This is a genomic window from Paenibacillus sp. J31R109, from assembly GCF_059692055.1.
Window position 1 is genome coordinate 399,166 of sequence record NZ_JCAUAR010000004.1, and the last position, 14,546, is coordinate 413,711.

Here is a 14,546-nt window from a genome sequence, read left to right on the forward strand (position 1 = left end):
AAACTGGGGCAGGGTTTAATTAAAAAAGCCACCCCCTGAACATCAAATCGTCAGTAGGCAGCCTATTCTACTAATATTGCGTCGTCTTTTCTTTCATTTTGAGCATCCCCGAGTGGAGAATACTCGCTTTCACTTTAATGGTACCAAGCTCATAGTCACTTAGCGTTTTTTCGCCATAATTGGTTAATTTCGCCCATGCTTTGAAGTCATCTCTATACAAAACATGCTCTAAAGCGTACACATCAATACCGTGACTTTTACCATACTTAAATGTCTGTTCGACTTCCTCCTTGATTTGACTGGATATTAATTGTTCCAACTCCTTCTCATCGATCCCTTCAAATATTTCAGAAACGCCCACGGGTGCTTCAATTTCTATATTGAAAATGGCTTGCCCATCCTTTACCCGTACCTGGATATGACATTTCGGTTTCGTATTCACAGTTTGGATTGGCTTCCCCTCTCTATATACAACTAGCGGGGTACGACTCGTGAATGTATTCAACCATCTAGCACCAAGAGACTGCTGTTCAGATAACCATGTTAATTTATCATGTCTGTTCAAGGTAAACGCGCCGTTCACTCTCAGTTTTGGATCTGGCTTCTCATTTTTGGTCCATACTTTATTTTCGATTTCTAGCGTAGGGAGCATCATGGTAAACCCTGGTTCCCGTAAATGAGAAGCCACCCAAAACAAACGATGTGGAGGTATGAACGAGTGTTGACGATAAGCTTCTACAGGCTGCATTAAAATTGAGTTAATCGGTGAGCCATTAAAGAACGGGATAACGGTAAAAATCGCCTCGATCGACTCATTCGTCCCGTACACCCATTGCGTAAACCTCGTTTCACTATATCGAACAGACCCGTCTGTAAATTTAGCAATACCCTGATCTAATGCACTCTTTGAGAACAAATAGGCACCGACATGCCCCCAAAATACGCGTTGCTGAGACGTTCGATACAGTTTGTTGAATGCATCACTTACGGTTGCTCCTTCCTCTTTACCTACCCAAATCAAAGGCGGTTGAGCGGACTTGGCCCCTTCTTGTTTCGCCACACTAGCGAAATCCAGCATTTGGCCATAAACGATGTACTTTCCATCTTTATAATCAAAACCAATCGCTGTCATGTAATTCGTATCTTGAATCGTTTTCAAATCCCAGCAGCCAGTTAAGGTAAGCAATATCACGATCCCTGCTGCCAATTTTACCAGAGCATCACTCCTCATGATGGTTCCTCACCTTGCCGGGTGTCATCTTTCGGACTAAGTGAATGTGGCCTTCGCTTTAATTTCACCCATGGCTTGGCTAATAAAGAAGCGAGCATTTCCCCGAATTGAGGTGGAGAAATTGGAGAGAGATAAGGCACGCCAAATGACTCGAGCGTAGACATTAATAGAACAAGACCCATGAGTGAGATCATAAACCCGTAAATACCAAACACAGTGGAAACCAATAAAATAACGATACGCAATACGGTAACTGTACCCGCAAGGGATTGATTGACCAGCGTATACATTGAGATTGTGGACAAGGAAGTAACAACCAGTGTTGTAGGACTAGTTATGCCCGAGCGGATCGCCGCATCTCCAACAATTAATCCACCGACTACCGTGATGGTTTGCCCTACCACTTTCGGCAACCTGGCGCCTGCTTCACGGAACAATTCGAATAGCAGCAACATGATAATAAAATCCAGCGGCCCCGATAAAGGCAATCCTAGTCGTGAAGAGGAGATTGTGGCTACGAGTTGATACGGAATTTGGTCCAAGTTAAAACTGGACACCGAAATCCACAATCCAGGTAATAACACCGAGATCATTAATCCTATCAATCGAAGTACACGCTCAAAAGCGACGTAATAGAAGGGATTATGAACATCTTCGGGAGAGTCTAAAATAAAGCTCAAGGTTACTGGTGCAATAAGCGCCATCGGCGAACCGTCTACAATGACCGCAAAACGCCCACGAAGCAGGCTATCCGCTACAAAGTCTGGCCTCCCCGTATAGTTTAATAGTGGAAATAAAGAAAATGCTCGCCCTGATAAGGCTTCATTGAGTTCTGCACTGCTAATAACCGCATCAACATCAATGACTTGCAGTCGGTCTCTCACTTCTTCGAGGATCGACTCGTTGATAACATCGACTAGATACAATAAGGCAACTACTGTGTTGCTTTTACGCCCCAAATATATCTTCTCGCAGCATAGGCTCGGTGTAGCCAATCGTTTGCGGACTAACGCGATATTGGTGATGACATCTTCCGTAAATCCATCACGTGGTCCTTTAATAGAAGTCTCCGTATTCGATTCTTCTGGAGAACGATTCGGAGGAGAGGCAATATCCAGTGCATATATCGTTTGGCTATTTGCAAAAAATAAGATCAGTTGTCCTCCATAAGCTGCTAATTTCATCTCAGATATCATGTCATTACCCGTTAACTGCACGAATTGCAGCATCGAGCTTACATCCAAAGCATCTTCGTTGCGATAGAAATCGCTGTCAACAAAGACCTGCAGCTTCGGCAGCACGAGACCATCGATTAGATCAGTCTTTACCATACCTTCGCAATACAGCATCGTAACACGATCGACTTCCCCGCTGTATGTGACTGGATATGTTTTGATCATGATGTCATCCGAAAGAGCAAACCATTCACGGAAATCTTGCTCATTCACTAAGCATCCTTCTCCTTTCGCCGTGTAGGCAGCATCGCGATTGCTAGCAGGAACGACAGCAATACTAAGCCAATAACAAACATCACCATGTAGTAATAGTTTTGCAACCACAACACCATTTGGTTATCTGATATGGGGTACATGCTGAATCCTAGCAGAGCTAGGCTAATCCACACGAGGATGTGCGTTCTGGTCGATTTCTTTTTCACTTTCATCATATCTACGCTAATGAACATCAATATCGAAGTACGCATGCAGGAACCAGAAATCCATTGAAAAATAGACAGAAAGTCCAAATGGGAAATATATTTCCCAAGAGTCACCATTCGCCATTGTTCAAAAGCTGGATACCGTAAATCCGCCGCCTCGAAAGGACCAAATATGGCTATTGCCCCCGTTAAGGGACCGATTGTAAGACCAATTACACACGTAGCCAGAATCAACAACCCTCGTAATCGAATGCGGGTTCGAACATGATGCTGCATAACGAGAATACTCAAAGTCTCGAACGAAGCACTGCAGGTCAGAAGCATACAAATGAAAGTCGGCCCATATCCATGTGTAAAAAGTGGTGTGAGCAGTGTGTAGTCCTTATATTGAAAGTTCGCACCCATGACAAAATAACCTAGGAGAATAACAGCTGGTAAAAGGATACCCGATGTAATCGCTATCGCTTTAATGCCTTCTCTTGCTGCAAAGAAGCAAAATAGGATAAACAACACCATAATCATAAATATTGGAGTTCTTGGCAGATAGGTAATGTGGGTCCACATCGTGACATCTTTGATGGTCACCACAGCATGTGTAAAACAGATCAATATGAAGAGCAATTGAACAATCAACGTCCCCCATTTTCCCACTCTCATTCTAATCCACTCGATCAGCTCTCCCTGTTTCGTTCGTCTCACCAAAAAATAGATCAGACAGGCCATCAACAGCATAGGTATGAGAGCTATAGCGGCTCCCATCCACGAATCCCTCTTCCCGTAATGCAGCAGCACAGGAATTAACAGAACATGATTCGTTATCGCAATCGAAATAATCACAATACAATATAGTTGGAGTGCAGTAATCTGCTTCTTTCCAGGCATAGGCACTCTCCCACTTTGGTATGAAGTAGTAGAAATACAAGATCGGTTATCGTTAAGTTCTCCCCCAACTGGAAATTTATGCGTATAGACGCAACAAAGCCGCTTCCCGGTGACCGGAAAACGGCTTTTATTCCTCATGTTCCTATTAGAATGTTGCCAAAATGATCACTAACAAAATGTACAATACTAAAACGATAGCTGTGCTGGAGTATCCAACGCCTGACATGGGCAGTTCCCCCTTCCGCCTGCGATTACCTGAATCGGTTGCTCCATATATCCTATGTGCAGCAGGGCGGATGGGTATGGACGAATGTCTATTTCTGGGTAAGAAAAGGAGTTAATTCACCTAGATAACAGACATCTAAATAGTGAAGAGGCCTCGTGCAAGCCGTGTAGAACAGCTTGCGCTCCTTCGCCTCCGCGTAGACAGACGCCCCAGCATTGTAGAGAATAACCGCGTCGAACTCGAGCCCTTTGGCGAGGTACGCCGGCAAGATCATCACGCCAGCTTCGTAGTGCAGCGTATCTTTGCTGATCCGCGCGAGGCCTGGCAGCAGCGGCTTCAAGCGTCCGTGCGCGTGCTCCGTCTCGCGCTCGGTCTTGCAAATGATCGCGACGGAGCTTGCGCCGCCGTCGCGCCTTAGTGCCGCCCTGTCTGCGACGAGGCGGACCAGCTCTTGCTCGCTTGCTGCGTGCAGCAAGCGCGGCTCTTCGCCGCTGCGGCTGAACGGTTCCACCGGTTCGCCGCCCGGCAATACCTGAGACGCGAACTCCGTGATTTCGCGTGTGGAGCGGTAGCTCTTGACGAGACGGATCGTCTTCGTCTCGTCTTCGCCCATCAGCTCGCTAATCGAGCTGTAGCTTTGCTCTTGCTGCGCGGCGCTTGAGCCGGCGCCAGCACTTACGAGCTCGCTCACATTCGCATTCGCGTTCGCGTGCGTGAAGATCCCTTGATTCCAATCGCCGAGCAACGTGAAGCGGGCGCGTGGGAACAGCTTTTTCAAATAAGCATAGTGAAAAGGGGAATAATCCTGTGCTTCATCCACCAGGCAATAACGGATCGTACCTACCCGCAGCTGCCCCTCAACAAGTCCTTTCAGATACACAAGCGGTGTTGCGTCCTCATAGCGAAGATGACCTTGCTCCAACGCTTCTACTGTGAAATTACTAATCGTAGCCCATGCTTCTGGCAATGACTCACCGGCTAGCTTCACCAGCTCCTGCTGTAAGCTCGCATCTGTAAATAACTCTGTATACATGCCGAGCACATCGACATACGCTAGCTTTTGCGCTTTTTCCCGAAGCGGTGTAATCGCTTTGTGTGCTTTGACACGGCTCATTTTCTTCATCTCAGGTTCGCTGCCCATATACTTCGGTTCCCGTACAAGCTTGCGATAAAACCGTTTTTGCACATCGGCTTGGAAGACATCCAACTGCTCCAGAATCCACTCCGACAACTGCTCCATCCGCTCACCGATGGCAAGTATCGAGGACTTGCTATAGAAGCGTTCGCTTAGCTCTGCCCCCGTGATGAGTACCTTCTTGCCCACAGCCAGATCAACGAAACGAATCCCATTCAGCTTCAACTTTTCTCCATATGCTTCAATCACACGTAGGAAAGCCTCGGAGGCTTTGTAGGTAATGCTTTGCAAACGTGCTGCGTACAAATGATCCTGGCCATTGCCTGTCAAAATATATTCCAGCTGGTCATACGGATCCTCCAGCTTTAGCCCTGTATCGGTTAATTTATGCGTTAAATAATCTTGGAAGGTCGTTTGCTGCATCGTCGCTTCCCCAAGCTCTGGCAGAACGCGAGACACATAATCGCTGAACAGCGAATTCGGCGAAAAGAGAATCATATTATCGGCGCTCAGCGTCGTCCTATATTTATAGAGCAGGTACGCGATGCGTTGCAGCGCAACGGACGTTTTGCCACTGCCAGCCGCGCCTTGAACGACCAGCACCTTGTGCTGGTCATCGCGGATGATTTGGTTCTGCTCGCGCTGAATCGTTGTCACGATCGAGCTCATCTTCTCGTCTGCGCTGCGACTGAGCATCTTCTGCAGCATCTCATCGCCGATCGAGATACCTGTGTCGAACACATCCTGCAGCTCGCCGGCTTTGATGATATATTGCCGCTTGAGCCACAGCTCGCCGCTTACATCCATCTCCGGCGTCCGATAGGTCGCTGGACCCGGCGGATAATCATAGAACAAGCTGGCGATCGGAGCACGCCAGTCATAGATAAGAATTTCATCGGTCTTGCTGTCGATGAACGACGTCAAACCGATATAGATTTTCTCCCGCTCCTGCTCGCCCTTCTCTTGAAAATCAATTCGGCTGAAATACGGCGCATCGACGACGCGTTCCAGCTTGCGCAGTGCATCTTGTGCCAAGCGATAGCTTCGCTCCTGCCCTTGCAGTACATGCTCCTGCTGTGCCATACTCGCAGCCGTTTCAATCAAATCATCGTCATTGTCTGCGTTGACGGAAATATCATCCCAGAAGCTCCGGCCGATAGCCGTTGCTTCTGATCTGCGGTCATCTACGGTTTGGCGCAGCTCTACAATTCGCCGCTGAATATTCGTCCTAACTGTAGCGACACGCTGCGCTTCCCTCTCTCGTTCTTCATTTCCTATCGCCATAGCTTCATTCCACTCCCATACTCGATCTATAAATAGACGTTCTGAATTACTTCTTCAAATTCTGGTTCTTCCATATGTACATCGTCCATGTCGCCCCAGCTGCTCACAAGCCGCAGCACATCCATCGCTTTGAGTTCTTGACGGTTGCAGGCAATCTTCAAAAAGTTCTCTTCTTGCTCTACTACGCGGAACGGCAGCTCCCAACTTGCAGGGACTCGAATCTCACCACGAAAGGACACCTTCATCATCGTTGGCAAGCCGATTCGATCACGCAGCTTGTCTATGGAACCATCATAGCCAATTTGCCCATGATTAATGACAATGACTCTTGGACAAAGCTGCTCAATATCGTCCATATCATGCGTCGTTAGCAAGATTGTCTTCCCGAAATCGCGATTCAACGTATGCAAGAACCCGCGAATATTTCGCTTAGCGACGACATCTAGGCCGATTGTAGGCTCATCTAGGAATAAAATCGCTGGATCATGCAGCATGGAAGCTGCTAGATCCGCTCTCATCCGTTGACCGAGAGATAACTTACGAACCGGGGTATCTAAGATTTCTTTTAAATCCAAGAGCTCCGACAATTCCCCTAATCGGCGGCGAGCATCTGCCTCCTCTACGCGATACATCGCGATAAGGATTTCATAGGAATCCCTCACAGGGAGATCCCACCACAGCTGACTTCGCTGTCCAAAAACAACACCAAGCTGCCTAACGACCTGCTTCCGTTGCTTCTGCGGGCTGCGACCGTGAATTAGAACCTCACCCGAGGTGGGGTGCAGGATGCCTGTCAGCATTTTAATCGTCGTCGACTTTCCTGCCCCATTAGGTCCAATATACCCGACGAACTCGCCGGTTTCAATCTCGAAGCTAACATCACGTACGGCTTCTTTCTCTTTATATGCCCTAGAAAATAGGGTTCGAATCCCTGAAAACTTCCCTTCCTGGATGACAGGGGATTGAAAGGTTTTGCGTAAATGCTTGACCGTTATCATCGGGTGCATGCCCTCCCATTTATTCATATGGTTAACTACCTGTACTTTGATATCGTGAAAGTCCTAGTTTCCAAAAACGCATCGCTAACCCGAGAACGGCTAGGGAAACAGCCAGCGTGCCGAATAGCAACTCGACTCCACCTTGATGCCTTAGCACGTAAAGTGCGGGAATATAATTAACAAAGCCTACTGGAACGAGCACTAATAGTGCGCCTTGCAGCCATTTGGGATAGATACTAAGCGGATAACGTGCAGCGGTATGGGAAGCATCTTCGGTCATATTTTGAAGAAACTCGATACGTGTAAGCCAAAAGCCAGCTGCCGCCGTCGCAAGCCCTATGGCGAATAATATGACAGCTCCTGTCAGGATCATGAACCCCGTCTGTGGAATGGCGATCCACCCGATTTGCCCGTTAGCTTGAAGTGCGCTCATAGAAATGATTAACAGAATTAATCCTTGTCCAATCTCAGCAAATTGAATCCGTGAATTCTGTGTCATCAAGGCAACTAAGACAGGAACAGGCCGAATCAGAATCGCATCCAGGTCACCGGAAACGAGATATTTTTCGAGATGATGCACGTCTGAGGCGAGTGTTCGATAGATCGCTTTGGAAATCATGATAACCCCATACAAGTAACCCACCTCGTAAAGTGTCCAGCCTTTGATATTACCAAATTTCATCATCACCAGCGCCACCATTAGGAATTCGGAGATTTGAATAAACGAGGCCATGATGGTCGAAAAAATAAAGTTAAACTTATACTGCATACGGCTTCGCAGACTTGCTTTAATGAGCAGCATAAACAATCGAATCGATATCATCCGCCCTGCACCTCCAGCTTCCTGCGAACCACTCGGGTAACGGCCAAGCAGACACAAGTAAACCCGATGCCCCATAAGAGAGCGCCGAGCACAACAGTTCCATGTTCAAGTTCTAAGTAGATGCGTGTTGGATAGTAGAGTAGATAAGGATACGGTGTGTATAAGCTAATTGTTCGAAGCCAGCCAGGCAGCCATTCCACAGGGATAAAGAACCCAGAAAGCAGCATAGCGAACGAGTAATTGACCCAGTAAAACCATGCAGATTCCGTTGTCCATAGCGCGGCAACGCCGATCAAATAATTCATACAGATGGAAATGTAAGAGGCCATGATGAGTGAGAGCGCTGTCCAACCATACACAGGACCGTGCTGAGGAAGCTGTAAAGAGAAGATGAAATAATAGAGGACATAAATCGGAATGCTTTTATATAAAAGTTGATACCACACCTGGCCCCATTCGCGGCTCATTGCTTGATAAAATAAATGCACTGGCCGCATGAGATCGACCGCTATTTGACCCGTACGAACGGATTGCTCGAGTCCCAGCCCTTTCGTCGTAAATTGTGTGATCCATAGAATCGCTTGGTTAAAAGCAATATAGCCGACCATGCCTTTGGCACCATACTCACCTAGCGATGCATCACTGCCTAAACCTGTCCAGATGCTCGCATAAATAAAGCCGAACACTGCGCTTACTGCGTTATGCAGTAGATGCGAGCCGCGATACTGCAAATTCCTTGCGTACGCCTTGCGCGCTAAAACCGCAAAAAGCATATAACACCTCCTGTTTTGTCATTCAAGATCCGTTTGCTTTTTCATTTTACGTGCAGTCGCCGCGTAGAGACGGAATTTCATATTACCAAAATAACCCTGTAGCTGGCAATAGTTTTTTCTTGAAGGGTGGTGCAGTGCTGTTTAGCAGAAAATCTGTTGAAGGGTGTGGGTTCCCCAAAAAACACACAAAGACCGCCCCCCAAGTATCCTCTACTTGAAGAGACGGCCTTTTTATCCAAACTACACTACTGTGTACTTGGCTGCTTGGTGTCATTGCTGCCTTGAGCCTCGGACTTTGCAGCTTCCGTAGTGCCAAATTCGGCGTTATAGTCCGCTTGCGTACCCTTGGTCAAATAATCATGATCCAAATAGTCGGCCAAGTATTGCTTGCCGAACATTAAATCGTACTGCACGTTTCGATAGTCATTTATTAATGATGCCGCGGATTCCGGCGTAGTTGCATGCAGTTGCCCATCCTGATCAACGATCAGATTGCTTAGTAAGCCTGGTACTTGCCCCGCCAACTCAGCATCCAATGCGAAATTCGCTGGCTTTTCCATATGAAGCATATCCAGAACGTGTGCACCTAGGAAGGAATCACTCAAGAGTGGAATGTCCTGTTTGGGCATATCGAAGTTAGACCACGTTACTAGGGGAATGCTATGCATCTTCTTGATTTCTTCCAACGACCACTTGTTAGCATCGCTTGTTGAGATGAAGCCTGCTTCTTTATATACCTGATAATCCATGCCTAACATCGGTAAATGGTCACCGTAGAATACGATCAGCGTAGGCTCATCCGAATCCTTGAAATGATCGATCATCATTTGCAAGCTTTGATCCGCGTCATGCGCACCTTGCGTGTACGTTTCTAGAATACTTTTTGCTTGCGCAGATAGATTGCCTGTTGCTTTGAACTGATTTTCTCCATAGCGAGGGTCATCGTAAGGTCCGTGATTTTGCATCGTAACGGTGTAGATAAACATCGGATTTTCCGTTTTATCTACTTCACTAATCACGTTTCTTGCCACTTCTGCATCGGAGATAAAATAACCTTTCATTTCCGGATTATCGAAGTGCTCGCTGCTTTTGAAAGCTTCAAAACCTAGCTGCTTATAGACAGAATTCCGATCCCAGAACCATCCTTCGTAGGAGTGAATCCCCATACTTTTGTAGCCATGATCAGCAAAATAACTCGCCAAACTTGGAACTGGCTTAGAAATGTACTGTTGATACGGAATGGACCCACCAGGTAAGAAGCTCATCGAGTTCCCCGTTAACACTTCAAATTCCACGTTACTCGTACCGCCTCCATACTGAGGGGAAAGCAAATAACCGGAACTTGACTCCTTCTGCAGACGGTGAATTGTCGGAAGTGGATCTTCGCTAAACGTGACATTCTCTAGTAGGGTTGGATCCCAGAATGCTTCGCTCATAACGAAAATAACATTCGGCTGTTTCCCGTCAGCAAGCGTAGCTTTCGCTTTACGAACGCCTGCATCTTTTTGTACGGCTGCCTCTTGAATATTCGCCGCGGCCGCAGCCAGTGCTTGCTCACTGTACGTATCCGGCTTCTGTACAATCGAGTTCTTCACATTCAGTGTGAAGGCAAGTGTAAGGCCGTTGTTCGCGTAATTTTGCTGCTGATCCCATACAATTTCGTTCACGCCTGCATGGTCTAACACTTTGCCTGCCAAAGGTGTTTTAATCCCAAATGCATACAAGGCATAGAGCGAAAAAAGCCCTAAACCGATTCGAGCGATGACTGGAATTGTAGCACGCGGAATGATCCATCTAAGTGCAAGAACGATGAGAATCGCTGCCGCAACCGCACTTATTCGAATTAATGCGGCTTTACCCGTAACTAGCGATGCAATGTCCATACTCTCTTTATTTAGCAATATATCCCAAGGGAAGAACGGCTCCCCGATCATTTTCACTTTCATATACGAGATAATTGCCATCAGACCAAGAATTAAGGTCGAGATGGAGCCGGAGATCGCCAATGACCCAACAAGGGCATAAATAAAGGCGAGAAGGAAGAAAGATAAACCTACGTTTAGCACAAATAAAGGTTGATTACTTGTAATCCATTGCATAGTTTCGGCAAAATTGCCACGCTCAAGAAACTCCATACCTACGACAGACAGAATTGGTAATCCGATCATAAATAAAACTAGTGAAATCGATGCTCCCAGACGGCTTGAGCTCTTTTTACTCGAAAGACGCTTCCGGGGCTTCAAATTCAAGTGCATCTTACATCACTCTCCTCATGCCCCTAATTGTAAATGTCAATTGTGAAGAAATTATGTAGCTAACCTTAACGTAACCTTAATCATACCAGTTATTTACAATTACTTAAGACCAGCCAACCAACTTGCAAGTGCTTTCAATTCCTCTTCTTTCATCGTGACCTGAAACGGCGGCATCCCGCCACCACCCTTTTGTATCCGTTTTACAATTTCAGCTTCATCGAGGCGTTCTCCCACTTTTTGGATATTAGGACCTTGCCCGCCCTGTAATTGATTACCATGACACGAGATACAATAGTTCTGATATATCTTTGAAACATTCACATTGGCAGAAACGCTTGCACTCGGTGTAGCCGCTGGTTGATTTCCCCCACAAGCGGTTAAGCCTAATGCAGCTACCAACAAGAATCCCCCAACCCAACTTACTCTCATTTTCATGTGCCCTAACTCCTTCAATCTCATTTCTCTCATCATACCAGAGCCTAGATTGGAAAAGAAAGAAAAGCCGCGGGCACCGTCACCTGGAATACCTCGTGTACGTTGTACGATAGAGGTTTTTCCTATGACTATTATGGTACCAAACGCGACTTTTTAGCACATGACAAAGAATATAAGTTTTCGGTATCCTAAGACTTTTATACCAATTTAAGACGTATTACATTCCAAGACGCCTTCCCTAGAACAGCTTCAATCTGCCCATTCGAAGAAATCTTCGCATTCCCTGCGGAATGTGGTTTTACGCGGTCCGGCGCTTCTAACGTATTGGTCGCCTTGAGATCCTCATGCTCTAATACAATATGCTGGGCGATGTTGAACCCGCTAAAACTGCGAAGATCCATCTCCAAAGGGAGCGCTTCGGCCAGATGGCGATTCACTGCGAAGATCGTCAACTCCGATGTTTCCTCATTATGTACAGCAACAGCCTCCAGGTAAGGGACATCTGTGTAGTCTTTTGCATCATATTTTGGCGATTTAATGAGCGGTACAAGGACCGTTCCGCGGCCAAATACACTAGCATGAAGATAAGGATAGTAAATCGTTTGCTTCCAAGCCGCACCGCCATTGGCCGTCATAATCGGAGCAATCACATTAACCAATTGAGCCAAGCAAGCCATTTTGACACGATCCGCACGTTTAAGCATGGAAATCAGCATACAGCCCACTAGAAGCGCATCTTCATGATTATAAATATCCTCCAATTGAGGCGGTGCGATAGACCAAGGCTCGATTTTACGATCTGCATCGTGAGAGTGATACCATACATTCCATTCATCGAAGGAGAGATTGATTTTCTTTTTGCCGCGCTTCTTAGCCTGAACGTAATCTGCCGTTGCAATCACCGTGTGGATGAATCGATCCATGCCTAAGGATTGAGCCAAGAAATTCGCTGAATTCTGTTCACGATTGCCGTAATACTGGTGAAGCGAAATATAATCAACATGATCGTAGGTATGCTCAAGTACGGTTGCTTCCCAATCTGGGAAGGTAGGCATCGTTAAGCTTGAACTTCCGCAAGCGACAAGTTCAATCGAAGGATCTACCCATTTCATGACTTTGGCCGTCTCACAGGCGGTACGACCATACTCGACAGCGGTTTTGCTTCCTGTTTGCCAAGGACCATCCATTTCGTTGCCTAAGCACCACGTTTTAATTTTGTGCGGTGTACGATAGCCATGGGAGATTCGCAAATCACTCCAGTAGGTGCCACCTGTGATGTTCGCGTATTCGATAATATCCCTTGCTTCATCAGGACCGCGAGTCCCCAGATTCACGGCCATCATAGCTTCTGTATTTGCTTTGCGGCACCAATCCATAAACTCATTCAAACCGATTAGGTTCGGCTCAATTGTGCGCCAAGCAAGATCGAGACGTCTCTTACGTTGATCGAGAGGCCCGATACCATCCTCCCAATTGTAACCGGATACAAAGTTTCCTCCTGGGTAACGAACGATCGGTACTTGCAGACTTTTAACTAACTCCAACACATCTCCTCGAAACCCTTGCTCATCGGCTTGCGGATGCCCAGGTTCATAGATACCGCCGTATACCGCGCGTCCCAAATGCTCAATAAAGGAACCATACAGACGAGGATCCACTTCTCCTACTACAAAATCCTTATCAATGATCATGCTTGCTTTCATAGACATAACGATCACCTCATCGTATAATTAATAAAAATATGAATCAGTTAATATAATTATTATGTATGATCATATTAAACAATAAAAATGATGGAAGATCAAGACCCCTCCACCGTTTCCGTTGCATTCACATTTATGTTAATCAGTTATAATCAGTTAGAAAAGGAGTTGGTGGGCATGATTCATACGACAACAGACCGCAAATGGCTGCCTTTGTACGAAGCCTTGGCTAGCGATGTGCGGCTTAACATATTGGAGTTATTAGCTGAGCAAGAGATGAACGTGAAGGATTTAGCTCAGCGGCTCTCATTAAGCAGTGCCATCGTGACGATGCATGTGAAGAAACTGGAGTCTGGCGGACTCATCCATACGAAGCTCGTTCGCAAGCAAGGCGGTACGCACAAAATCTGTACACTCGCCCTCTCGCGTATTGACATCCAGCTTCCTCAGTCGACTGAAGAAAGGCGTTTATTCAACGAAGTATCGATTCCCGTCGGTCACTATACGCGGTTCGAGGTTCATCCGACCTGTGGATTAGCGACGGAAGATCGGCTGATCGGTCAGTTTGACGATCCTCGTTTTTTCTTTGAGCCAGAGCGTATGCATGCTAGGATTCTATGGTTTGGCAAAGGCTTCGTTGAGTACCGGGTTCCCAACTATATGCTCGCAGGACAAGAGCTGGAGGAGATCGAAATCTCACTGGAGATAGGCTCCGAAGCACCAGGTATCGCAGCCAATTGGCCATCCGACATTCACTTCTATGTGAATGACACATTGCTAGGCTACTGGACAAGCCCTGGCGATTCTGGGGATGGCCGCGGCCAACTCACCCCAGCTTGGTGGTCGGACTATACGAACCAGTATGGTTGGTTAAAGGTGCTTCGCATCACCGAAGAGGGGACCTTTCTCGATGGACAACTGCTTTCCGATGTGACCATTCAGGATCTTCCCATCTCCCGCAACGAGTGGATATTACGCTTGGAAGTCCCTGAGCATGCCGAGCATGTCGGTGGTTTGACGTTGTATGGAGAAGGCTTCGGCAACTACAACCAAGACATCCGATTTCGAACTTACCGGAGTTAACTGACATGGAACACAAGAGGGGAACACAAGTGACTTGTCACTCTTGTTCCCCTCTCTTATT

At 46.7% G+C, this 14,546-nt stretch carries 11 protein-coding genes; 1 reads left to right on the forward strand and 10 read right to left on the reverse strand.

Going from position 1 to position 14,546, the window contains the following annotated elements; genetic code table 11:
- Positions 1 to 70: 70 nt before the first annotated feature.
- The 10 genes from AC58QT_RS14695 to arfA all read right to left on the reverse strand — a co-directional run bounded on the left by AC58QT_RS14695 (position 71) and on the right by arfA (position 13,408).
- On the reverse strand, positions 71 to 1,231 hold the full coding sequence (locus AC58QT_RS14695; protein WP_497409617.1) for a Ger(x)C family spore germination protein: 1,161 nt from the start codon (positions 1,229 to 1,231) through the stop codon (positions 71 to 73).
- Positions 1,228 to 2,679: a spore germination protein gene (locus AC58QT_RS14700; protein WP_497409618.1), complete on the reverse strand. Its 1,452-nt coding sequence runs from the start codon at positions 2,677 to 2,679 to the stop codon at positions 1,228 to 1,230. Before AC58QT_RS14700 ends, AC58QT_RS14695 begins: the two co-directional genes overlap by 4 nt.
- Positions 2,679 to 3,770, reverse strand: a complete 1,092-nt coding sequence (locus AC58QT_RS14705; protein WP_497409619.1) for a GerAB/ArcD/ProY family transporter — start codon at positions 3,768 to 3,770, stop codon at positions 2,679 to 2,681. Before AC58QT_RS14705 ends, AC58QT_RS14700 begins: the two co-directional genes overlap by 1 nt.
- Before the next feature lie 314 nt (positions 3,771 to 4,084).
- The gene (gene helD, locus AC58QT_RS14710) at positions 4,085 to 6,415 is read right to left on the reverse strand and encodes an RNA polymerase recycling motor HelD (RefSeq protein ID WP_497409620.1); all 2,331 of its coding nucleotides are present in this window, start codon (positions 6,413 to 6,415) and stop codon (positions 4,085 to 4,087) included.
- 26 nt (positions 6,416 to 6,441) lie between these two features.
- The gene (locus tag AC58QT_RS14715; RefSeq protein WP_497409729.1) at positions 6,442 to 7,413 is read right to left on the reverse strand and encodes an ABC transporter ATP-binding protein; all 972 of its coding nucleotides are present in this window, start codon (positions 7,411 to 7,413) and stop codon (positions 6,442 to 6,444) included.
- Positions 7,414 to 7,444: 31 nt separating this feature from the next.
- Positions 7,445 to 8,236, reverse strand: a complete 792-nt coding sequence (locus AC58QT_RS14720) for an ABC transporter permease (RefSeq protein WP_497409621.1) — start codon at positions 8,234 to 8,236, stop codon at positions 7,445 to 7,447.
- Positions 8,233 to 9,009: an ABC transporter permease gene (locus tag AC58QT_RS14725; RefSeq protein WP_497409622.1), complete on the reverse strand. Its 777-nt coding sequence runs from the start codon at positions 9,007 to 9,009 to the stop codon at positions 8,233 to 8,235. Before AC58QT_RS14725 ends, AC58QT_RS14720 begins: the two co-directional genes overlap by 4 nt.
- A gap of 245 nt (positions 9,010 to 9,254) precedes the next feature.
- On the reverse strand, positions 9,255 to 11,264 hold the full coding sequence (locus AC58QT_RS14730) for an LTA synthase family protein (RefSeq protein ID WP_497409623.1): 2,010 nt from the start codon (positions 11,262 to 11,264) through the stop codon (positions 9,255 to 9,257).
- A 99-nt stretch (positions 11,265 to 11,363) separates the two neighbouring features.
- Positions 11,364 to 11,699: a c-type cytochrome gene (locus AC58QT_RS14735; protein WP_497409624.1), complete on the reverse strand. Its 336-nt coding sequence runs from the start codon at positions 11,697 to 11,699 to the stop codon at positions 11,364 to 11,366.
- A gap of 197 nt (positions 11,700 to 11,896) precedes the next feature.
- Positions 11,897 to 13,408 carry an arabinosylfuranosidase ArfA gene (arfA, locus tag AC58QT_RS14740; RefSeq protein WP_497409625.1) on the reverse strand — a complete coding sequence of 504 codons (1,512 nt, stop codon included), beginning with the start codon at positions 13,406 to 13,408 and terminating at the stop codon, positions 11,897 to 11,899.
- Positions 13,409 to 13,579: 171 nt separating this feature from the next.
- Here arfA and AC58QT_RS14745 point away from each other — a divergent pair, with 171 nt between their 5' ends.
- On the forward strand, positions 13,580 to 14,485 hold the full coding sequence (locus tag AC58QT_RS14745) for an ArsR/SmtB family transcription factor (protein ID WP_497409626.1): 906 nt from the start codon (positions 13,580 to 13,582) through the stop codon (positions 14,483 to 14,485).
- Positions 14,486 to 14,546: the final 61 nt, after the last annotated feature.